Source organism: Chloroflexota bacterium (genome assembly GCA_016197225.1).
Lineage (GTDB): Bacteria > Chloroflexota > Anaerolineae > Anaerolineales > VGOW01 > VGOW01.
On record JACPWC010000071.1, the window covers coordinates 171,256 to 195,039 of the forward strand.

Consider the following 23,784-nt stretch of genomic DNA (forward strand, 5'->3'; position numbering starts at 1 on the left):
GCCCCGGACACAGAGTCGGCCACCCCGGCTGATTCTGGTTTCTGAATCTGCCAACCGTCCACCTCGGGCTGACACTTTCCATATCTGCCTTAATTTATTACTAATTTCTGACCAGCCGTTGGTACAAACGGGCCAGTTCAGTTTGGGCTGAAAGTATTAGCAAGCCTGGCAGGGGAGTCCATGAAACCACAACATCACATTTGGAAAATAATCTCGGCAGTTTGCGTTCTGTTTTTGCTCACGGGTCTCTGGCAACCGGGCCGTTCACTGGCCGTTGCGCCCGCGCCCATTTTGCTGGTCGTCAACGACTCCGCCGCCAACAAATTTGGCCGCTACCTCGGCGAGATTTTGCGGGCCGAGGGCCTCAACGAGTTTGACGTGATCACGATCAGCTCGATGACATCTACCGAGCTGAGTTTGCATGATCTGACCATTTTGGCCGAGACGACGCTCACAGCCTCTCAGGCCACCACCCTCACCAACTACGCCAACGGGGGTGGCCGCCTCATTGCCATGCGGCCCGATTCTCAGATCACCGGCCTCTTCGGACTCGGCGCTTCCGCCGGAACGCTCACCGACGGCTATTTGAAGATTGACGACACGGCCCTCATCAACGGCACTGCGCCTGGCCAGGGGCTGGCGACGGCCACTCTGCAAATTCACGGCGTCGCCGACAGATACAACCCACTAGTTGGGGCCATCACCGTTGCCCAGCTTTACAGCAACGCCACCACCGCCACGACTTACCCGGCGGTGGTGAGCAACAGCGCCGGCTCTGCCGCCGCCTTCACCTACGACCTGGCCCGGAACGTGGCCTACACCCGCCAGGGCAACCCGGCCAACGCCAACGTGGATGTGGACGGCGACGGTGTTCTGCGAACCATTGACTTGTTCCAACCCGCCGCCAACCCCTGGGTGAACCGCGACCGCATTTACATCCCTCAGGCCGACGAGCAACAACGGCTGTTCGCCCGCCTCGTCAAGCAGTTCATCGCCAGCGTCAAGCCCTTGCCGCAGTTGTGGTATTTCCCCGGCTCGGCCAAGACCATGTTGATTCTAACCGGCGACGCCCACGCCAACCCGCAAAGCTATTATCAGAACGAGATCAACAGCCTCAACTCGCGCAACGGCAAGATCACGTTCTACATTTCCACCGGCGGCGGCATCCTGGCCGACTCGGTCGTTCAGGGCTGGCGGGCGCAAGGCCACGAGTTTGGCATTCACCCCTATCGTCAGCCCGACTTGAACGGCGGTTACAGCAGTTCGATGACGGCCTTCGATTTCTACTATTCAAGCCCGGCCTCGCGCACCGTCCGCAACCATCAAGTGGCCTGGTTGGGATGGACCGACGCCGCCGACGTGGCCGTGAGTTACGGCATGGGCATGGACACTAACTTCTATCACTGGGGTCAGTGGCTCAAGAAACCCGACAACACCTGGCCGCACGGCTACATCACCGGCAGCGGCCAGCCCATGAAGTTCGTCAAATCCGACGGCGCGATTGTGAACTACTACCAGCAGTTGACGCAGTTGGTGGACGAGCAACTCTTTGACGTTTACGACCTGGCCGGTTTTGAGAGCGAGCAACTCAGCGCCGCGCAAGGCATCACCGTGTCGCAACAGATGATTGACGCTAGTCTGGCCGGCGATTATGCGGCCCTGATGACTCAGCACCACGTGGATTACTACGGCTTTGGCACGCCGCAAACGTGGGCCGAGGGCACAATGGATTACGCCAACACCAAAGGCGTGCCGATCTGGAACGCCGACCAGTGGCTGACCTTCACCGAAACCCGCCATGACGCCACTTACAGCAACGTGGCCTGGAGCGGCGCAACCAAAGCCCTGACGTTTGATTTGATCTCGGACGGCACGAACTCGAACCTGACCACAATTCTGCCTTTGACTTATAACGGCAATGCCTTGCAGTCGGTCACCATCAACGGCATCGCCGCTTCGTTCAGCACCCAGACGGTCAAAGGCGTGAACGTGGCCTTTGTCTCAACTACTTCCGGCGGCACCAAAAATCTTGCCGCTTATTACCAGGTAGTGACGCCGACCAGCACCCCGACGGCCAGCAACACGCCGACAAATACGCCCGTTCCGACCAACACCTTCACGCCCACAGTTGGCCCGTCGCCGACGCCGACGAACACGGCAACCCCCACCTTTACATTCACGGCCACCCCGACAGCGACGGCGACCACCAGCGGCCCGACCGCCACCTTCACGGCGACGGCGACCCCGTCCTCCAACAGCATCACCCACACCACCTTCGGTGATTTTGGTCAGGGGTGCGCCACGCTCACCAACACTCACGTCACCGACATCGGCGGCGGAGCGGTGGCCCTGGCGGCCTCGCTCGCCGACGACTTCAACAGCCCCACCCTCGACGCGGCCAAGTGGGCCACAGGCAAGTGGAGCGGCGCGGCCTACACGCCGACGATCAGCGGCGGCATTCTCACCATCAATGGCGGCGACAGCGCCTGGGTGCGTTCGCAAACCACCTACACTCACGGCGTCATCGAAGCCAATGCCGAGTTTGGCCTCGGCGCTTATCAGCACTTTGGTTTCGGTAGTTTAGGTTTTGCCGGTAACCGTTACTTCCTCTTCAGCACCCTGAGCGGCGACGGCAACCTCTTCGCCCGCGTGAACAACAACGTCAGCGAGCAAAGTTGGAACCTGGGGCCGTTGCCCACCGGACTGCATCGCTATCGCATCGAATGGGCCGCCCTCAACGGCACGACCGATCGCATCAGTTTTTATCTGGACGGCGTCTTCAAAGTGCAGATGGATGTGACCAACGTTGGCGCATCCAACTTCCACACCTACATTTCCAACAACGGGGCCGCCGCCTGGCGCGTGGACGCGATTCAGACAACCCCGCCCTACCTTGCCAGCGGAACTTACACAAGTTGCGCTCTCGACGCCGGCGCAGGCAATGCCTGGCAGACCATTAGCTGGGCCGCCGCCGCTCCAGCCTCAACCGGACTCTCGGTGCAAGTTCGCACCTCCAGCGATGGCCTGAACTGGAGCGCCTGGAGCGCCGCCGCCAACAACATTGGTAGCGCCATCAGCCCGGCGGCGCAATTTGCCCAGTACCAACTCTCGCTCTCCACGAGCGACACCCAGAACACGCCCCTCGTCAACTCGGTGACGTTGAACTTTGCCTCTGCGCCGGCCACGACGACCAGCACGCCTCTGCCGCCAACCGCCACATTCACGGCTACGGCAACAGACACGCCGCTCCCGCCCACCGCAACCTTTACGGCAACTAACACTAACACGCCGTTGCCAACGAATACGCCGACGGCGACGCTCACAGCCACCTCGACTGACACGGCCACGGCCACTGCAACCAATACTCTTGAACCGCCGACGGCGACGTTCACGGCGACAGCAACCGACACACCGATCAACACGCCCACGCCCAGCAACACGCCGGTGAACACCGACACGGCTACAACAGTTCCATCCGATACACCGGTTCCACCGATAGCGACAGACACGCCCCTGCCGCCGACCGCTACCGCGACCTTTACAGCGACCAATACGCCCGTGCCACCGACGGCTACTTTCACGGCGACCAACACACCTTTGCCGCCAACTGCTACCGCGACTTTTACAGCTACAGCGACCAGCACCCCGACCCAGAACCCGGACTTGATCTTCGCCGATGGCTTTGAGTCTGGCACGCTCTCGGCCTGGACATCGAATGTCAACGACCTGGGCGACCTGAGCGCCCAGACCGCGGCGGCCCTGATCAACGCCAACGGCCTGCGGGCGGTCATTGACGACAACAACTCGATCTACGTCACCGACGACACGCCCAACGCCGAGCCGCGTTATCGAATGCGCTTCTATTTCGACCCGAACAGCATCACAATGGTCAGCGGCAACGCCCACTATCTTTTCTACGGCTACAGCGGAACGACTACAGTAGTCGTCCGCGTCGAGTTCCGTCGCTCAGGCTCGCTGTATCAGATTCGCGCCGCTTTGAGCAACGACAGCACCACCTTTACCAGCACGAGTTGGTTCACTATCGGCGACGCGCCGCATTACATCGAAATTGACTGGCGGGCCTCGTCGGCGGTGGGGGCCAACAACGGCGGCCTGACCCTCTGGATTGACGGGACGCAACAAGCTAACCTGACCGGCATAGACAACGACACTCGCCGTGTTGATCGCGCCCGGCTTGGGGCGGTCTCTGGCTTGGATAGCGGCACACGCGGCACTTACTACTTCGACGCCTTCGAGTCGCGCCGCACTACATACATCGGCCCGGCGGCCTCCGGCGCGCTCCTGGCCGTAGCATCGCGTCCTGATTCGAACGCGCCAGCGCCTACCCACCCGGCTAATGACCAGACGATTCAACTGACGACTTCTACCGATTCAGCCGGGCAGGTAGCGGCTTTTGCGCCTATTGTGCAGGTGGAAGCCGCCTCTCAATCTCAGGGCTTGATTCAGCCCCAAAACGCAGAGCAGGTGAGCGAGCCGCCGCAACCCATAACAGTGGCGGCCAGCCCTGCCACAAATGTTCCAGCCAATAGCCAGAATTTAATTTCCTTGTCAGATAAAACTGCGGTACAATCCGGTTCATCTGGTACTCAAGTCCCAGACGCGATAAACGGCCCAGGCCTCAACAGTTGGATAAGCCTGTTGCTGGCTTGGCTGTTTGCCGCTGTGTTGCCCATCACTGTGTGGCAATTGTGGCGTGAACTGCGATTGAAACCGCAAGATGAGTCTGCTCTCCATCCTGTTTGCCTTTCTGATCGGCCTTGCCTTCACTGTGTTGCTGGCCGAGTATCAATCACGTGAGGCTTCCATTTTTCGCCGCTCGCGCAAAAGTGTGAACCCGATGTGGTGGGTGGCAGGCGGGAGCGGCGTTCTTGGGTTAGGGCTGGTGAGCCTGGCCGGGCTGAGTTTGCTCACCGAGCGGGCGCCGGCCCCGGCAAACGCGCCGTTGCCGGAACCGACAATCAAGATCAGCTACGCGCCAGCCCGGTTGTTGATCCCCTTTTTAGGCGTCAACGAAAAAATAGTGTCAGTGCCGATGGCCGGCGGCGCCTGGGACGTGTCGCGGCTGGGTCAGCACATTGGCTGGTTGCCCACCACCGGCGAGCGCCCCGGCGACGACCTGGCGATGGTGTTCATCGGCCACGTGACGCTATCGGCAATGGAGCGCGGGCCGCTGGCTGACTTGTGGACTCTGCCGACGATGACCGAGATCATCTATCGTTCTAACGGCGCCGATTATATTTACGCCATTGACGACATCGCCGAAGTCGGCCCCAGCGAAGTTGGCCGGCTGTATGTGAAGAAAAGCGACCATGTTTTGCTGGTCACCTGCACGGCCTGGAATTACGTGACTGAGACTTACGACAGACGGCTGGTGGCCGACGCCGTGCTGGTTAAGCAGTTGCCTTCGCCATAGACTAAATTCCCCATTGCCGTTCCCGGCTTCAGCAAGTAAAAGTTCCCCATCAATTCAAAATCTAGCGTCGGCAGTTCAGATTAGAGCAGTTTCCTGATCCGATTATGGTTTGGGCGGCAGTTGCACTGCCGCCGCGCCACGTGCAGGTTCTGCACAAGACCTGACAGGTCTTGACTTTATTCTCGATAGAGTCCAATGAGTTTTGCCCGGCGACAAAATAAAAACTTCAGGAGTTTATGCAACCTTTGACCAAACCCGTTTCTCAGGCAAGAGTTTATCTGGACTTCGCGTGGACAAAATGGTTCGTGGCAGTCGCAGGGATGGCAGTGTTTCTGTGGCTCATGCTTTTCCGTCAGACTCTCTACCCTCACCCTTGGTTCGACGAAGGCCTTAACATCAGCACAGCGGCCATGCTGGCGCGCGACGGCGTTTATGCCCTGCCCGACAGCGCCGGTCTGCGTCTTATTGATCCGGCCATTCAAACCGGGCCAACCGTGCTGGGAGCAACGGCCCTCATCTTCAAGTTGTTTGGCACGGGCTTGTTGCAGGCCCGGCTGGTGATGTTGCCCTTTACGGCGCTGGCAATTGTCTCGATTGCTTTGCTGGCTCGCCGCCTGGGTGGCAACAAGGCGGCGGCCCTGGCCGTGCTCTTGTTGCTGGTTGGGAGTCAGGAGCCGTATCTCAGTTTTGTTTTTATGGCCCGCCAGGTGCTGGGCGAAGTGCCGGCAATTGGCTTTTACCTTCTGGCTCTGCTCCTCTGGTTGTGGGCGGTGGCCCAACCCAAACGGCACTGGCTGGCACTGGCACTGAGCGGGCTGGCCTGGGGCGTGGCGATGATCACAAAGTCGCAAGTGATGTTGCTCACGCCGGTTTGCCTGGGCGCGCTGGCCCTGCTCGACGGGCTATATTACCGTCGCGCCGGGTGGCTGGCTTTTATCCTGCCGGGGGCGGTGGCCGTGTCGTGTGTGGCCGGATGGTATGCCTTTCAAATTGCTGTCCTGGGCCTGGAGCAGTTTCAGGAGAACTCGCGCGTTTTGCGTGAAGGGTTCCTTTTGCACATCGTCGGCCTCAACCCGGCTCACTGGCTCAACGCCGCCCACTCCGTCTGGCGCTCCGGCTTCTGGCTTTGGGGCCTGCCGGGCCTGCTCTGGGGCATGGCGCAAGCGCGCCAGCGCACTGCTCTTGGATTCGCCCACGCCGCCGCTCTGGCTTTGCCTATTGTCGGTTTTATCTGGTTTGCTCTGTTTTCGGTGGGATGGTCGCGTTACGCGTTTTACACGGCGGCACTTGCGCCGATCTGGGTGGCCGGGCTGGCCGTTGATTTTTTACGCGGCGGTCTTCTGTCACACCGGCGACTCAACAAACCGTTGTTGTTGACTATTGCGCTGGGGCTGTACATTGCCTTCCACGGCTGGCCGATGGCAAAAGAGCTTCTGGCTCCGAATGATATTGGTTACGAGGACATGCGGCGCTATCTGGCAACGCAGGTTCCGGCAGACGCCGTCATTGAATCGTGGGAATGGGAGTTCAGCCTCGACGCCCGCCAACCGATCCATCACCCGACGACGCCGGTGACCAACGCTTACACCAACTATTTGATGAGCGGCCACCCCCGGCCAGTTGGCCTCTATGATTATCAGCAGGCAAACCCCGACTACATTTTGTCCGGCCCGTTCGCCCAGTGGACCGGGATTTACGATCCGGAATTGAAAGACGCCCGCCTGGTAGCCCGCTTCGGCCTGTACTACTTGTATCAACCCCGCCCGTCCAACGCCCGCTAAACCACCATCATCTTTGCTCGCCTTCACGACGCGCACTGGAGTGTTTGAATGTTCAACCATCCCAAAAGAGCGCGGCTGACTCGCCGCGACTTTCTCAAATTAAGCGGCATCCTGGCAGGCGGGGCCGCCGCCCAGGCGGCAGGCGTCTTTGAAACAGTGGCGGCTTCCCCGTCGTTCCAGGCCGCTGTCAAGAAAATCTATCTCGCCGCCGACGATCACACCGATTACATGTGGACGGGCGACGAGGCGGCCTACAAGACGGCCTTCCTGGAGATGATTGACTATTATCTCAACCTGGCCGACTCGACTCTGGGCAACGCCCCGGAGCACCAGAGTCGCTGGAACTGCGACGGCAGTTTTTGGATGTGGACGTACGAGAAGAACAGGACGGCGACTCAGTTTCAGCGTTTCATTAACCGCCTCAAGAGCGGCCACCTGAGCGTGCCGCTCAACACGCTGGTGTCGTGCTACGGCGGCGCTCCGGCAGAGGCGGTGTTGCGCGGCATGTACTACCCCGGCCAGATCGAACGCCGTTACAACCTGCGCTTCACGCTGGCGGTGGCCATGGAGAATCAAACTTTGCCTTACGGCCTCGGCGCGTTGTGGGCCGGCGCCGGCGCAAAGTATAGCTGGCGCGGCGTGTGCGGGTGCGCCACCCAGACGACCGGGCTGGGCAACCGCCAGCACGAAATTTACTGGTGGACCGGCCCCGACGGAAGCAAGATGTTGATGAAGTGGTACTCGTTGTTAGGCAATACCGAACTGGGCGGCTACGCCGAAGCCCGCAATCCGTCGGTGGCAGTAGATCAGGCCACCAACAAGTGCGGCGCGGCCAATTATCCTTACGACATTGCCGGCGCGTTCGGCCACGGTTGGGACAACCTCAAAACGTTTACCAGCGCGTTCGTCACCGTTGCCCAGTCCAAAACCAACGCCAGCCGCAAAGTCTTCGTCTCCAACGAGCACGACTTCTTCGAAGACTTCGAAGCCACTTACGGGGCCGGCCTGCCCTCGCTGGCCTGCTCCTTCGGCAACGAGTGGGATTTGTATTGCGCCTCGCTGGCTGAAGTCTCGGCCCGCGTCAAGCGCGCCGTCGAAAAACTGCGCGGCGCTGAGGCCCTGGCGACGCTCGTCAATTTGCAAAACGCCAGCTTCATGACGAGCCGGGTTGCCGACCGCGACCTGGCCTGGATGAATCTTGGCCTCTATTGGGAACACAACTGGACGGCGGACGGCCCGACGATCACTCGCCCCCAGCGCGCCGCCTGGCAACGCGGCCTCGCAAGCCAGATCGAAAGCTACGTCAACACCTTGCACGGTGACGCCGCCAGCGCGTTGGGCGGCCTGATTCAAAAGACCGGCCTCAACCAGCGCTTCTGCGCTTTCAATCCTCTCAGTTGGACGCGCACTGACGTGGCCGATTTTCCATACACCGGCGCCACGCCCGTTCAGGTCATTGATCTTTCGACAACTCTGGAGACGCCGTCTCAGATCGTGACGATTGACGGCCAGCAATACTTGCGTATTTTGGCAACCGACGTGCCGCCCGTTGGCTACAAAGTGTTCGAGATACAGTCCGGCGCAGGCGGCGGCTTCTCCGACGCGGCCACAGTGACGGGCAACGTGATCGAAAACGACTTCTATCAGGTCGCCGTCGCCGACCGGGGCGCAATCACCAGCCTGATTGACAAGACGCGCCTCAACCGCGAATTCGTCCGCAACATCAACGGACGCGACATGAACGATCTCGGCCCCGGCTCCGGTTCCGGCTCGCTTCAAGTGGAAAACGCCGGGCCGGTCTCGGTGACTCTGCTGGCAACCGACACCAGTCCGCTGGCCCACTCCAGCCGCGTTACCCTCATCCGCAATTCCAACCGGGTCGAGATTCGCAACGACATCACTCAAAACTTTGGCAGTGTGCTCACCTGGGGCTTCGGGTTTGAGATCAACACGCCTGAGGTCTGGCACGAAGAAGTGGGCGCGGTGATCCGGGCGAAATTGCTGGCCGACGGCGGCCACTACTCGCCCGTCAACGCCCGCTACGACTGGCTGACGCTCAATCACTTCGCCGACATCGGCGATGGCGTGGTGGGCGCTACGCTTTCAAACGCCGATTGTTACTTTATGCGGCTGGGCAACAGCACAGTGAATACGCTCGACACGACCACCCCACAGCTCTCGCCGCTCGTCGGCGGGCAGGTGGATGGCTCCAACTTCGGCATCCCCAACCAGGATGGCGATACGCAGTTCCGGCAACGCTTCGCCCTGCAAACACACGATGCCTACGATCCGGTGGCCGCCATGCGCTTTGCCCTTGAGCACCAGAATCCGTTGATCGTCTCGGAAGTGACGGGCGGAGATGCTTACCCCCGAAACCGCCTTCTCGTTGTTGACCGTCTCCGATCCCAGCGCCTTGTTGTGGGCGCTCAAACCCGCCGATGACGGCCTCACCCAGGGCCTCGTCGCCCGGCTCTGGAACCCGTCCCTCAACCCGATCAATTTTTCGATCTCGCTCTCCATGTTTGCAGCGACAGGGGCCAAGCGCCTGACTCACATTGAAACGCCCCTTGAGAATGCGACCGTGAATGCCGGGGCGGTCTCGGCCACATTGGCCGCCTCTCAACTGGGAACCTGGTCGTTCACCATCGCCCTCCCGGCGCCGACGCTCAAATTTCCAGGCGGGGGCGAGATGGCCATCTCAAGGCGGCCTTTATTCGATTGGACGAACGTGACCGGCGCGACTTCTTACACGTTACAAATCGCAACCAACAGCACCTTCAGCGTGCCGCTGGTGAACCTGAACATGACGCCGTCGGCTTATCAACTGACGAGCGACCTGCCGGCGAACACATTGTTGTTCTGGCGAGTCAGGGCCAACAGTGTCTTCGGGCCGGGCCTTTGGTCGCGCACCCGGCACTTCATGACTCCCAACCCGCCGGGCGTGCCGGTTCTGCTTGCCCCGGCTAACGCAGAGGCAGTGACGAGCCTCACGCCGGCTCTCGATTGGAGCGACTCGTCGCCGGGCGCGGATCACTACGAAGTGCAAATCGCCTCCGATCCGAACTTCACCGTCATCGCTCGCGGCCACCAGATGCGAGTACCCGTTTCGGCCTTTATGCCCGAAACGCCCCTCGCCCCAAGCCAGATTTATTACTGGCGTGTGCGAGCCGTGAACGCTCAGGGCCAGTTCAGCCAGTGGTCAAGCTTTCGGACGTTTAGCACACCGGCGTCTTAACTTTGTTTGAGTAGTTCACAACCGGATATTTTTTGTCCGAATCGTAAACCGCGATTCAAAAGTTGTCATTTCTGGATCGCGATTTGCATCTCGAAAAATCTTTACCACCTTGTAACCAGATGCTGACGACTCACGCGCCCTCAAAGCCTTTTCTGGTATCAGCGTAGGATAGGTGTTGCCAGGCGCATTCGTTACAATCCGATGCAGAGTCATGTGACGGCATGGGGTGCAACTTTGAATCGAGAACTCCGAATCTGGATTGTAGCAACTGCATTGTTGGTGATGGCTGGCGGCGCGGTGTTTTGCATTTTGTCCGCGCCGCCTCGGGCTTCGTCGGCGTTGCCGTCCACCGTCGTCATTGTGCCCTCCACCCAAACGCCGCCCGGCCAGGTGTCGGGTAGCATTGATCGCACCCGTGCCGCCGTCGCTTCTCTACCCGAATCTGCTGGAACAGAGACCGCCTCGCCCGGAACCCTGCCGACCAGTTCGCGACTCGTTTCAGGCATAGCGAAGAAGACGACCATCACACCCGGCTCGCCCGCCGCGTCGGCCAGCAACACCAAAACGGCCACGAGCGGCACGCCGACGGCGACCAGAACACCGTCGCGCACTCGCCCACCGTCCAACACGCCGACGATCACTAATACTCCGTCGAAGACGCTCACCCCCTCGATCACGTTCACCCCTTCCAAGACGTTTACCCCGTCCAACACGTTTACGCCGTCAAAGACGTTCACGCCGTCCAATACTTTTACGCCCTCCAGAACGTTCACGGCCACCAACACTAAGACAAACACGCCAACGCGGACGCCGACTTTTACAGCTTCGGCCACCCGCACCTCAACGGCCACCTCGACGAACACGGCCACGCGCACGCCAACCTTCACATTCACGGCGACGGCCACCCGCACCGCCACGTTCACGCCGTCGTTTACGCCGACGGCCACCGCAACTTCCGTCGCGCCAACAACTACTTTCACCTTCACGCCGACCGCCACTGCCACCTTCACGGCTACGTTTACTTCCACTTTCACGCCAACCGCCTCGGCCACCACTTCGGCTTCGATCCTGGAGCCGTTTGAAGCGGCGCAAGGCTCGTGGCAAACGTTCAGCGACACGTCTGGAACGGGCAGTGTGGCTCAGAGTAGCGCTCAGGTTGCCGCCGGAAGTTTCGCGGCGCGGGCTTCAACCTCAAGTAGTGGTAGCGCGGCCAAAGTGCGCTATAACTTTTCTGACTCTGCCGGGAGCCACGCTTGGGAAGAGCGCCCTGGCACTTATTACTGGCAATGGGCCAACGTCTATTTGCCTTCGTCCACCGTTGCCCAGCTTGGCCCAACCGAGTACCTCACCATTGCTGGGCTGTGGCCCAGCGCCTCTGGCACGCAAGGCTGGTTCCTGCGCGTGCGGCAGGGCGGCGAGATGTACGTGGTGGGCAACCGCGACTTCGACAACGCGCCGATCGAGTTCCGGGTCTACGGCACGTTCCCGCAAGACCAGTGGGTGGATTTGGAGATCGGCTTGCATTCACAATCCGGGCCGGGGGTGAAGCGGGCCTTTGCTTTCCTGCTCAACGGCAACTTTTACGGCTGGTATCACCAGGGCCGCATGCAAGGCGAGACCTACGACCAGGCCGGACTGGGCATCCTGTCTACCAACAGCAACGACCCGCTCAACGTGTTTGTGGATCAATGGCGGTTCTCCACCAGCGCCAGCCTGCCCTCCGGCCCCGACAATCGTTCGACCGCCAGCCTGCAACAACAGGATTACACCAATCAGAGTGGCGTGCAGTGGCAGATTGATTGGACGACGTGGGAATCGGATTTGCGGCTGGAGTCGCCTTACGGCCTCTACTCGAACACTAACCGCCTGCAATCGGGCCGCAACCTCGACCGTATGCCCGACTTGACCAGCGGCTGGGCCGAGATTGAAGTTGACTGGCCGAAAGGCACGCCGGGCCTCTCACCCTCCAGCTACTTTGGGCCGATGGTGGGCTTCCGCAAAGAGATCAACCGCGAAGAGAATCTGGAGATCATTCCCATCGGCTACGGCGGCGGCAATGTGAGACTGACCTTCGAAGCCTGGGTCGGCAACCCGGTCATCCTCGCCGACTGGCAGATGCCGTTGAACGCCGCCGGCGCCTCGCGCATCCCTGAGCCGGGCGATATTATTCGGACGCGCTGGGATCAGGTGACGGCCACCGACTTGAATGTGCGGGTGAGTTACTACGACGCCAGCACTGCTACCTGGCACGCCAACATCATCAACATCACGCTTGACGTGACGGCCATCAACGACTCCGATCCGGGCACGAACGCCGTGGACTACACCGACGGTCTCCACACCGCCTCTTCAGTCACAATTGACTCGTCGGTGTATTCAATCCGGCGCTTCCAGGTTGGTACTTTAGGCACATACCCAGGCCCGTAGCGTAACCTGAGCGCGTTTGGCGCGTTCTTACAAGAGACAGAACAGGATCGTTCGCGCCCTTTTTGCTTCGGGCGATGGGACGTGTTTTAGGGCAGGACCAACTGAATTCTTAACGGGGGATTTTGGGTGAACGCCGCGCCACATTCTGCCAAACAATTTCACCGCTACCAGGCCCGCACTGCCCTGCTGGCCTTGTTGCTGATCGCGCAATTGGCGTTCGGTTGGTTCCCGGCTTCGTCGGCTGGTATCATCCCGGCTCCGGCTTTGCCGGCGGGCAACGATCCAACTTATTTCCCGATCGGCGTCGGTAGCTCCGATGTCATCTCTCATCAACTCGTCCGCACCAACACCGACCGCCTCTACGCCTTCTCCAGCAGGCAATACACAACCACCCTCTTTGCCTACTGGACGACCGCGCCCGGCCTGCCCGACGCGCAGACGGCCTTCGACGGCTCGGCCACCGTTGCCGACAGCGCCAACTTGATCTCAATTGACGCAGTTTACGACGGAAGCAACACCATTCACGTCCTGGTCAACACTCAGGCAGGCGCGCTCAAAGATTATCCCTTCGACACGACGGCCAACACTTTCAGGCCTGCGCTCACACTGGCCACCGGCAACCCAACCGTGTCCGGCGACTACATCGGCTCGGCGGGTGTGTCGGGCATGGTGGACTTGAGCGGGACACTGCATGTAGCCTACTGGTCGAGCGACAATCACATCACGCATGTCTCTTACACTTACGACAGCCTTGCCAACAGCCTGACTCCGGTCGGAGCCGCCACTCAAGTGGACGTTTCCGGCAACGCCAATCACCCCTCGGTAGCCATCTCGCCGCTGGATAATTCGTTGACTATTGCCTGGGTTTCAGAGGCGGGGACCCCGAAGAAAATTCTGGCCCGGGTCCGGGCCGCCAACGGCGCGTGGGGCAGTGTCGAAGAAGTCAGCGCCTCACCCGTTTGGACGAGCGCCAACGGCGGCCTCAACATTGATCAAGGCCCCAGCCTCGTCATCGGCGCTGATGGCGTCAAACATCTTACCTACATCGAAAACTACGACGGCTCCGGCGATTATGGCCGCATTCATTACGCAACCAACAGCGGCGCAGGTTGGGTAGATCAACCGCTGGCCGCTTATACCCACAACCCGACTCTAGCCCTGAACAGCGCCGGCGAAGTTTATATCATCGGTCACGGCCATCCCAACAACCCGGCTTGCCTCGACCTGCGCGACATGTGTGTAATGCAGAAGAACGGCGACGGCTCGTGGACTGCGCCTCAGTTGTTTGCCGCTCACACTGGCCTGGACTCGTTCGATGCCAGCCCGTCGGTAAAGTGGTCGGCCATCGGCTTCAACCGGCCTGAGACGGTGGAATTTGTTTTCTTCCGGGCAGATAGCGGTAACTACAACAACCCGACTCTGTTTTATGGCCGTCTGGCAACTCCGGTTCCGCCGACACCGACCGGCACGCCGACCCTCGCGCCCTCTGCGACCAGCACTTCTGAGGCTGTGGCGACGAACACGGACACGCCTCTGCCGCCCGCCGACACGGCGACTCATACTGCCACGAGCACGGCCACGAATACACCCACCGCAACGGCCACCAGCGGCCCCACCATCATCACTATTCTGGTGTCGACCTCATCCGATGACGCCAATCAGGATGGCGCGACTCTTTCACTCACTTCACCCACTGTGTGGTTAGGCAACGGCTCGTCCACCACGTCCAGCTACACCGGCCTGCGCTTCAACGCCCTATCCATTCCACAGGGAGCGACCATTACGTCGGCTCACCTTGAAGTGTTCTCCAGCCAGAGCCAGTGGCTCAGCATTAACCTGAGCATCGCCGCCGAAGCTGCCGGGAACAGCCCGACGTACTCGACCGGCAACCTGCCGTCGCAACGGATTCTCACGACACAGAGGGTGGCCCATACCTCAAACACACAATGGTTGTCGTCCACCTGGTATTCGCTAAATGAAATGAAGCTGGTGATTCAGGAAGTGGTCAGCCGCGCCGACTGGCAGAGCGGCAACAGCCTGTCGGTCATTCTTAAAGGCACTGGCGGAAGCTGGGGACGCAAGTTCGTCGGCGGTTACGACGGCTCGATAGCCAATGCGCCCAAGCTGGTGATCAACTATGTCGCCGCAGGCGGAGCAACCAATACGCCCACGTTCACCTCAACGGCTACCGCCACCTTCACCTCAACCTCTACTGCGACTGCCACAGCGACAAACACGCCTCTGCCGACTTTTACACCACTTCCGACCGACACGCCGACCAGCACTGCGACATTCACGCCGACCGATATTATTCTGGCAACCGACACGCCAACCTCGACGCCGACCGCTAGCGCGACCGACACGCCTCTGCCAATTGTGACGGCCACCAACACCTTGCCGCCGACTGAGACGCCCACTTCGACGCCGACGGAATTGCCGACCGACACCCCGACGTTCGCGCCTACGCCAACGGACACGCCGGCGGCCACCGCCACGCCCACCAGCACCTTCCCGCCGACAGCCACAGTCACGAACACGCCCGGCCCGACCGACACACCGACCAGCACCGCAACCTCAACGCCGACGAACACAGCGCCGCCCACGTTCACAGCGACGGCTACATTCACCAACACCCCTCTGCCGACATTCACGCCCACCCCGGCCAGCGCCTGCCTCTATAGCCCTGGCATAAGCGGCGGCGCAGGCACTTATTTTGACGCCCAAGCCGAGAACTGGATGAGCAACTTGCCCGGCGCCGGCTCGCTCGCCGGCAAGAACTGGTCGAGCGTCACCAGCCCGACAGGTTACTTTGGCGCGTCAGCCATGCAGTCTCTCCCCAACTCCGGCGTGTCCAGCGGCGACGCCACCACCGGTCCACGTTTGGACTACCGGCTCAACTTCCCGGCAACCGGCGCTTACTATGTTTACGTTCGTGGCCGGGCCGACAGCCTCAATGCCAGCGGCAGTGATTCGATTCACGTTGGCCTGAACGGGGTCGCCGTCACACTGGGAGCGCAAGGCGTCACCGGCTACACCTCAGGCAATTACACCTGGCGACGCACTTACGGCGGCAACGCCGTGACTCTGACGATCTCAACTGCCGGAACTCACACCCTCAATATCTGGATGCGTGAAGATGGCACGATCGTTGACGAGATTGTGGTGAGCACGATCAACAACCTGAGCACGACGACTCTCAACGGTTTGGCCGACAGCGCCGGGTGGGCGGCTTCTTGTTCGGGTGGAACCTTTGCGACGGCCACGCCAACTGCTATGTTCACAGCCACCATCGCGCCCTCCCTAACGCCAACGTTCACCCCCACCTCGGCGGGCGCCCCGGCGCTGTTGCTGGGTGTTCAAACGATCGGCTCGAATCAGGATAACAATCCTGCCGGCCTGGCCGAAGCGTTCCAATACACCGCCAGCGCCAGCGGCGCGGCAAATCAGTTGTACGTTTATGTGGATGGCAATAACGCAGCGACTCAAGTCATCGTCGGCCTTTACACCAACACGGTGACCGACGACCCGGGCAATTTGCTGGCGCAGGCGACCATCACCAGCCCCACACCCGGCGCGTGGAACCTGGCCGCGATCCCGGCGACCAATCTCACCGCTGGAACAAAATACTGGATTGCTGTGCTGGGGCCAACCGGCGCGGGCACAGTGCAATTCCGCGACATGGCCTCAGGTAGCAAGGCCCAAACCAACGCCGCCAGCAACCTCACGGCGCTCCCGGCAGCCTGGTCGCCCGGCACAACTTTCGCCAACTCGCCGCTCTCGGCTTATGCTGTTCAAAGCCCGTGACCTCTGTCTCCCCGCTCGTGGCGCTCAAGCGTATAATGCTGGCTGGACGATGAACTGACTGGGGTCAGTTCATTGATCGCTGACGCGAGCCGAACGACCTTATGAAACCGACCCAGGTTGTCGAACGCATTGAAGTTGATCCGGAGAGCCTGTTCTATCACGAACATGCGGCTCGTTACGAATTTGCCCGGATGCATGTTCAACCCGGCTTGCTGCTAGACCTGGCCAGCGGCGCTGGCTATGGCGCGAATCAGCTTTGCCGCAACCCGGGCACGCGAGTGGTAGGCGTTGACATTCACCTGCCCAGTGTTGGCAAGGCCCAGAAGTCTTACCCGGATCGCCGGATCAGCTTTGTCGCTTCCGACGGCCTGAGCCTGCCGTTCGAGAACCATTGCTTTCAAAGCGTGGTCTCGCTGGAAACCATTGAGCACGTGGCCGACGACGCCGGATTCCTGCGCGAGGTCGTGCGCGTGCTCAACCCCTACGGCCTTTGCATTCTCTCGACGCCCAACCGGGCTTACTCGGCGCGGCATTCAATCGTGAACCCTTATCATGTGCGCGAATATTCGGAATCGGAACTGCGGGAACTGCTTCAGGCTTTTTTCGCCAAAGTGCATATTCACTACCAGGGCTTTGCCGACAGCTTCTATGCCGAAGTGAATCGCTATGCAACTGCTATTCAAACCCACAAGAAAACCATGCCTCCACTTCTGCAGTTCGCCGTCAACTACATTTATCGGCCAGTCAAACGCCTGGTTCCAGAGCCGTTGACCAACTTCTTCATCAATCGCTGGCTCAAGCTGTCTTATCCAGCGCCTCACTTGACCGACATCACCATCTCCGGCGAGCCGCTTCAGGATACCAATGTCTTCGTCGCGGTCTGCCAACACCCTCGCGACTGGCAAGAGCCGGCTTTGCGCGCCCGGCTGGCAAAGCCTCGAAAGAAACGAAACACTTCATGAAAAAGTTTTCCATCACGGTTCTCCGCAACTCGGCCTTTGGCATGGTTGCTCAACTGACCATTAAAGCCCTGTCGTTTGCGTTTTCGGTGCTGGTGGTGCGCAACCTGGGCGCCGAAGCCTTTGGCCAGTATGCGGCCGTAATGGCCTTTGGCGCCCTCTTCGCCTTCATCTCCGATCTCGGTCTTGGCGTTTACAGTGTGCGCGAAGTGGCCCGCTGGCGCGATTTGCCGGATGGGCCGGCGCAGGCCAACGCCCTCTATGCCAACGTCTTGACCTTGCGGCTGGCGCTCTCCCTGCTGGCGGCCCTGCTGGTGACGTTGACCGCCTGGCTTTCGGGGCGGCCTCTGGTGATGGTAGGCGCGATTGCCCTCAACGCCTGCGGTTTAATCCTGTACGCCGTGCAAGGCACTAGCGAAGCTGTGCTGGCCGGGTTTGAACGACTGGATTTATCGGCCGGGGCCAAGGTCGTCAACCAGTTGGCGTTTGTGGTTGTCGGTGCGGCCGCCTTGTTTTGGGGATTCGGTTATTACGGGTTGATCCTGGCCACCCTGCTCGGCGTGGCCTTGATGACGTTTGTGTGCTGGCGCGGGGTGCATGCTCTGGGCGTGCGCGCCGCCGGTGTGCAGGCCCAAAGGTGGCCGGCTCTTTTGCGAGCCAGCCTGCCGTTTGGCGTTATCGGGTTTGCTCTGGGGCTATCTTATAAATTTGACAGCGTCCTGCTCAACATCTTCCGCAGTGACGCCGAAACCGGCTATTACAACGCGGCCTATAACTTGATCTTCTCGGCGGCCATCATTTCCAACGTCTTCAACACCGCCCTGTATCCCTCGCTGACGCGGCGGGCGGTGACAGAGCCTGAAAGTTTGCCGAGGGTGTATGAACGCGCCCTCCGCTACATGTTGCTGATCGCGCTGCCCATCGCCGTCGGCGGCTGGACACTGGCCGATCAACTCATCCCGTTCCTCTTCGGCGCTGATTATGCGCCCGCCGTCCCGGCCTTCAAAATCGTGATCTGGGTATTGCCGCTGATGTTCGCCTCCGAGTTCCTGGGCTACGTCGTGTTGATCTCAGGCAAAGAGGCGCGGGCGGCGCGGGCGGTGCTGGTTAGCACCGGCTTGAATGTCGCCGCGAATCTGCTGCTGGTGCCGCGCTTCGGATTTATAGGCGCGGCGGTGATGACCGTGCTGACCGAGGCGGTGCTGGTGGGGCAGTACGTTTGGACGTTGCGCCCGGTGATGCAAAAAATTAATTGGGGCAACAGTCTCCTGCGCCCCTTGCTGGCCGTATTCCTGATGGGCGGATTGGTGTTGCTGGTTCATTCTTTGTTGCCGTTGCTGGCCAGCGTGGCTGTGGGAGGAGTGACGTATGGCCTCTTGTTGCTGGCGCTGGGCGTGATTGGCATGGACGACCTTCGGTTTGTGCAAAATATCCGCTCGGCATCAAAAGCGGCGATAGGCTAACAGGGCCGAAGACAATCGTGAAGATTTTATTCGGCATTCATCATTTCCCGCCGCACTACAGAGGCGGCGCAGAACTGGAAACCCACCGGCGGGCGCTTGCTCTGCAGGCTCATGGTTACGACGTTCAAGTGATCTGCGTAGAGAAAATTGATCGCGGGCCAAAAGAGGGCGTGTCCTGGGTGGATGAAGTGTACGAGGGCGTAAAGGTTCGCCGGCTTTCTTTCAACATGGCCGCCACCCCCGACCCGTTCCTTTGGGAGTATGACAATCCCTGGATTGGCGATCATTTGCGCCAGTTGATGCTGGATTATCAACCTGACATTTTTTACTTGGTGAGCGGCTACCTGATGTCGGGCCGCGCTCTGCTCGTGGCTCGTGAACTTGGCATTCCAACCGTGGTGATGCTGACGGATTTTTGGTTCCTCTGCCGCCGGATTACACTTTTGCGTAGTAACGGCCAGCTTACGACAATGCCGATTGACCCGATGAATTGCGCTCGCTGTTTGGGCGAAGAAAAGCGCCGCTATCGGTGGCCGGCGAAACTTGTGCCCGGCCTGATGGATTCTTTCTGGCGACTGCAAAAACACAAGCGGATCAGGTTTGAGGCCAGGGCGAGGTTTCTGCTTGAGACTCTGGGCCAGGCCAACTGCGTGATCAGCCCCTCTAATTTCCTGCGGTTGGCGCATATTGAAGCTGGCCTGCCCGCCGACAAGATTATCTTTTCGCGTCAGGGACGGGATTTCCCCGGCCTGACTGAGGCAATGTTGGAAAAGAAACCATCCGGCGCACTGAGGGTGGGCTATTTGGGGCAAATTGCTCACCTGAAGGGCGTTCACGTTTTGCTGGAAGCCGTGAAACAACTGCCGCAAATGCCGATCGAGGTGCAGGTCTATGGCGACTTGAAACACTTCCCAGGATACGTGGCAAAGTTGCGCCGCCTGATCGGCGACGATAGCCGGTTCCATCTCAACGGGTTGTACGACCAGCTCACCAACGCCTTGCACGAGTTGGATGTGGTGGTGGCGCCGTCGTTATGGTACGAGAACAGCCCGAACGTGATTCTGGAAGCTCTGGCGCACTGCACGCCGGTGCTGGCTTCGAATCTGGGCGGCATGGCCGAACTGGTGCAGGATGGCCGGAACGGCCTTTTGTTCAAAGCGGGCGACGCCGGTGATCTGGCCCGTCAATTGCGACGTTTGCTGGATGAGCCGGGCCTGCTGCCCAAATTGCGGGCCGGCATTCAACCGGTGAAGACGGTGGCCGAAGAATTGGACGAACTCAAAAGCATCTGTCAGGAACTTCTGGCCGGTAAAAGCCGCCCGGCTTCGGAAATTTCAGGCTGACGGCCAACCCCGCCAGACAAAAAGAGCCATGCTGACTTACATCAAAGAATTGATAAGGGCCAGGGAACTGTTGTGGACTTGGACGATGCGCGACTTCAAGGTGCGCTACAACCAATCTTTTCTCGGAGCGGCCTGGGCCATCCTCCAACCTTTATCACTCATGGCAACTTTCAGCGTCATTTTTTCGGTGTTTATCAAAGTGCCCACCGACGACGTGCCATACCCGATTTTTGCTTATGTGGCCTTGTTGCCCTGGACGTTTTTTACCAACTCGCTGAACTTCGCCATCCCCAGCCTGGTGGGCAACATGGATTTGGTTGGCAAGATTTATTTCCCGCGAGAGATTTTGCCGCTGTCGGCAATCCTGGTGGGTTTTATTGATTTCCTGATCGCCTCCCTGATTTTTATTGTGATGCTGATCGTCTACCACATCCCGGTTGGCTGGACGGCGGCCCTGGCGCCGTTGGTGTTCGCCATTCAGTTGATATTGATCTTTGGCATCAGCCTGTTGGCCTCAGCCATCAATGTGTTTTACCGTGACGTGCGCTTCATCATCCCCCTCATCCTGCAAATCTGGATGTACGTGTCGCCCGTCATTTATCCCGCGACTCTGGTGCCGGAGATTCTGCGGCCTCTCTATTTTCTGAATCCGATGGCGACGGTCATTGACACCTATCGCCGATTACTGCTTCACAACCAGATGCCGGACTGGCCCTATCTAGGCCTGGCGGCTCTGGTTTCCATTGCGTTGCTGACGTTTGCTTATCGCTATTTCAAGCAAGCCGAGCGCGTTTTTGCTGATTTGATCTGAAATCAAAAAGACAATCACCGAGATTGCCAGAGACAAGACATGGCTGTTATTGAGTTTAAACATGTTTCCAAAGCGTACCGCTTGGGCAGTCATCAGACAAGCCTGAGAGCGGCCATCGCCCACCAGGCCCGCCGGTTATTCCGGGCGAATGACGGGGCAACCGCCGATGAACTGTTCTGGGCTTTGGATGACGTGAGTTTTGAGATCGAGGTCGGCGAGGTGGTTGGCGTAATCGGCCACAACGGCGCCGGCAAAAGCACCATTCTCAAGCTGTTGTCCAAAGTAACTTTCCCAACCGAGGGCGAGATTCACACCCGGGGCCGCCTGGCCTCGCTGATTGAGTTGGGGGCCGGGTTTCACCCCGACCTGTCGGGCCGCGAGAACATGTATCTCAACGGCGCCATTCTTGGCCTGAAGCGGAGTGAGATTGACGCCCAGTTTTCAAACATGGTCGAGTTTGCCGGGCTGGAAAAATTTATTGATACGCCGGTAAAACGCTACTCCTCCGGCATGTACGTCCGGCTGGCGTTTGCCGTGGCCGCTCACGTGAAGGCCGACTTGCTTCTGGTGGATGAAGTTTTGTCGGTGGGCGACCTGGAGTTTCAGCAAAAATGCCTGACCAAGATGCGCGAATTGCGAGATAGCGGCGTGACCATCGTGTTTATCTCACACAACATGTGGAACGTCAGCACCTTTTGCAAGCGCGTTTTGTTGCTGCAGAGCGGCCAGATCAAAGCAGACGGCGCGCCTGATGAGGTGATTCAGATTTATAGGTTGCAGGAAAGGGAGAAGGTCGTGGGCAGGGCCAATGCCGCCGGAACAAACGGCGGCGACGGTCTGGAAGCGGGTGAGGCAACGTCTGCCGTTACCGTTGAATTGCTTAATCAAGACGGTCAACCCGAAAGAGAGTTTAGTCCTGAAGATCATTTGCGTATCCGCTTGCATTACAACACGGCTCAAACGATCCAGTCGCCGCTGTTTGAGATTCAGATACGCCGGGCCGACGGATTGATTTGTTGTTCGCTAGCCAGCGACAGTGACACCGCTTTTGCCAACCACAGCATTCAGGGCCGGGGCGCTTTCGAAGTTGTCGTAGGCCCGTTACAGCTCGTCCCGGACGTTTATGCCGTAGAGGCGCATCTTGCCGATATTGAACAGCCGATTGTTTACGCCAGTAGCGCCGGGGAAATCTTCCGCGTAACAGGCCACGTCTCTGATCCTGATAATGCCGGCGTCTTCAGGCCGCGAGTAGAATGGTTGCCGCAACGAGTGACGGAATGAGTTGCTCAAATTACGAAGATGAAAATGAAATCGAAATTGGCAATTCAGGGCGGTGAACCTCAGCGCAAAACATTTCTTCCGTTTGGAGCGCCTTATTTGGGCGAAGAAGAGATCGCCGAGGTTGTGGCGACTCTGCGCTCAGGCTGGATTGGCACCGGTCCCAAAACCCAGCAATTCGAAGAAGACTTTGCGAAATATGTTGGGAGCAAATATGCAGTGGCGGTCAATTCCTGCACGGCCGGCCTTCACCTGAGCCTGCTGGTCTTAGGCGTCGGCCCTGGCGACGAGGTGATTACGTCGCCGCTGACATTCGCCGCCACCGCCAATGTCGTTGAGCATTGCGGGGCCAGACCTGTCTTCGTAGATATTGATCCCGCTACTTTGAATATTGACCCGGCCAAGATTGAAGCCGCCATCACCGCGCGAACAAAGGCTCTGCTCCCCGTTCACTTCGGCGGCCTGCCCTGTGATCTGGATCGAATTTTGGAGATCGCCAATCGCCATCACCTGATTGTGGTCGAAGACGCGGCACACGCGGCAGGAGCGCGTTACCGGGGTAAATTAATCGGCGCAATCGGGCACATGACCAATTTCAGCTTCTACCCCAACAAGAATCTGACGACCGGCGAGGGCGGCATGGTCACCACCGACGATGAGAGTTGGGTGGAGAAACTACAGGTCTACCGGCTTCACGGCCTGAGCCGGGATGCTTGGAAGCGTTTCAGCAGCCGTCGCCTCATGCTCAGCCAGGCCGTCCTTCCGGGCTACAAATACAACATGACCGATCTGCAATCGTCATTGGGCATTCACCAACTGCGAAAGCTGGAAAGGTTCCTAGAAGTGCGTGAGCAATACGCGCAGTTGTACGATCAGGTATTTGGGAAATTGCCTGGGGTGCGGTTGCAACCCCGCCCGACGGCGGACGGGATGCGTCACGGGTTGCACCTCTACGTTTTGATCCTGGATACGGATCAATTCACTGCCAGCCGGAACGAGATCATTGATGCCTTGCTGGCCGAGAATATCGGGGCCGCCCTGCATTATCGGGCCTTGCATACGCATCCTTATTATCAGGAAAAGTATGGTTATCGCCCGGAGGAGTATCCTCATGCCTATCATATCGGCGAGAGTATTCTGTCACTGCCGCTTACGCCCGGCATGTCGCAGGCCGACCTTGAGGACGTGATCAGCGCCGTTGAAAAAGTGTTGAGCTACTACCATCGCGCTTAAAACGCGAATAGTTTGA

Annotated in this window: 14 protein-coding genes; 13 read left to right on the top strand and 1 reads right to left on the bottom strand. The window is 59.4% G+C overall.

The annotated features are described in order from the left end of the window. The first annotated feature begins 180 nt into the window (after positions 1-180). From HYZ49_13825 to HYZ49_13845, 5 genes are all read left to right on the top strand, one after another. Entirely contained in the window at positions 181-4,818 is a 4,638-nt protein-coding gene (locus HYZ49_13825) for a hypothetical protein (GenBank protein ID MBI3243363.1), read from the top strand. Next, a complete protein-coding gene (locus tag HYZ49_13830) occupies positions 4,739-5,434 on the top strand; it encodes a class F sortase (protein ID MBI3243364.1) in 696 nt (231 codons plus the stop codon). Before HYZ49_13825 ends, HYZ49_13830 begins: the two co-directional genes overlap by 80 nt. 320 nt (positions 5,435-5,754) lie before the next feature. Beyond that, a complete protein-coding gene (locus HYZ49_13835; protein MBI3243365.1) occupies positions 5,755-7,215 on the top strand; it encodes a glycosyltransferase family 39 protein in 1,461 nt (486 codons plus the stop codon). A 48-nt stretch (positions 7,216-7,263) separates the two neighbouring features. Then, on the top strand, positions 7,264-9,657 hold the full coding sequence (locus HYZ49_13840) for a twin-arginine translocation signal domain-containing protein (protein ID MBI3243366.1): 2,394 nt from the start codon (positions 7,264-7,266) through the stop codon (positions 9,655-9,657). Beyond that, positions 9,575-10,450: a hypothetical protein gene (locus HYZ49_13845; protein MBI3243367.1), complete on the top strand. Its 876-nt coding sequence runs from the start codon at positions 9,575-9,577 to the stop codon at positions 10,448-10,450. Before HYZ49_13840 ends, HYZ49_13845 begins: the two co-directional genes overlap by 83 nt. Before the next feature lie 209 nt (positions 10,451-10,659). Here HYZ49_13845 and HYZ49_13850 read toward each other — a convergent pair whose 3' ends face one another. Then, a complete protein-coding gene (locus HYZ49_13850; protein MBI3243368.1) occupies positions 10,660-11,568 on the bottom strand; it encodes a hypothetical protein in 909 nt (302 codons plus the stop codon). A gap of 16 nt (positions 11,569-11,584) precedes the next feature. Between HYZ49_13850 and HYZ49_13855 the strand changes: the two genes are divergently transcribed. From HYZ49_13855 to HYZ49_13890, 8 genes are all read left to right on the top strand, one after another. Then, positions 11,585-12,877 (top strand): hypothetical protein, encoded by a 1,293-nt coding sequence (locus HYZ49_13855; GenBank protein MBI3243369.1) that lies wholly within the window; start codon positions 11,585-11,587, stop codon positions 12,875-12,877. Between the two features lie 126 nt (positions 12,878-13,003). Next, entirely contained in the window at positions 13,004-16,681 is a 3,678-nt protein-coding gene (locus HYZ49_13860) for a hypothetical protein (protein MBI3243370.1), read from the top strand. 101 nt (positions 16,682-16,782) lie between these two features. Then, positions 16,783-17,643: a class I SAM-dependent methyltransferase gene (locus HYZ49_13865; GenBank protein ID MBI3243371.1), complete on the top strand. Its 861-nt coding sequence runs from the start codon at positions 16,783-16,785 to the stop codon at positions 17,641-17,643. Beyond that, a complete protein-coding gene (locus tag HYZ49_13870; protein ID MBI3243372.1) occupies positions 17,640-19,103 on the top strand; it encodes a flippase in 1,464 nt (487 codons plus the stop codon). The genes HYZ49_13865 and HYZ49_13870 overlap by 4 nt, the downstream gene beginning before the upstream one ends. A gap of 17 nt (positions 19,104-19,120) precedes the next feature. After that, positions 19,121-20,446 carry a glycosyltransferase family 4 protein gene (locus HYZ49_13875; protein ID MBI3243373.1) on the top strand — a complete coding sequence of 442 codons (1,326 nt, stop codon included), beginning with the start codon at positions 19,121-19,123 and terminating at the stop codon, positions 20,444-20,446. Positions 20,447-20,474: 28 nt separating this feature from the next. After that, positions 20,475-21,257 (top strand): ABC transporter permease, encoded by a 783-nt coding sequence (locus HYZ49_13880; protein MBI3243374.1) that lies wholly within the window; start codon positions 20,475-20,477, stop codon positions 21,255-21,257. Positions 21,258-21,296: 39 nt separating this feature from the next. Beyond that, entirely contained in the window at positions 21,297-22,538 is a 1,242-nt protein-coding gene (locus HYZ49_13885; protein ID MBI3243375.1) for an ABC transporter ATP-binding protein, read from the top strand. Between the two features lie 24 nt (positions 22,539-22,562). Continuing rightward, positions 22,563-23,768, top strand: coding sequence for a DegT/DnrJ/EryC1/StrS family aminotransferase (locus HYZ49_13890; protein MBI3243376.1), 1,206 nt, complete (start codon positions 22,563-22,565; stop codon positions 23,766-23,768). The last annotated feature ends 16 nt before the right edge of the window (positions 23,769-23,784 follow it).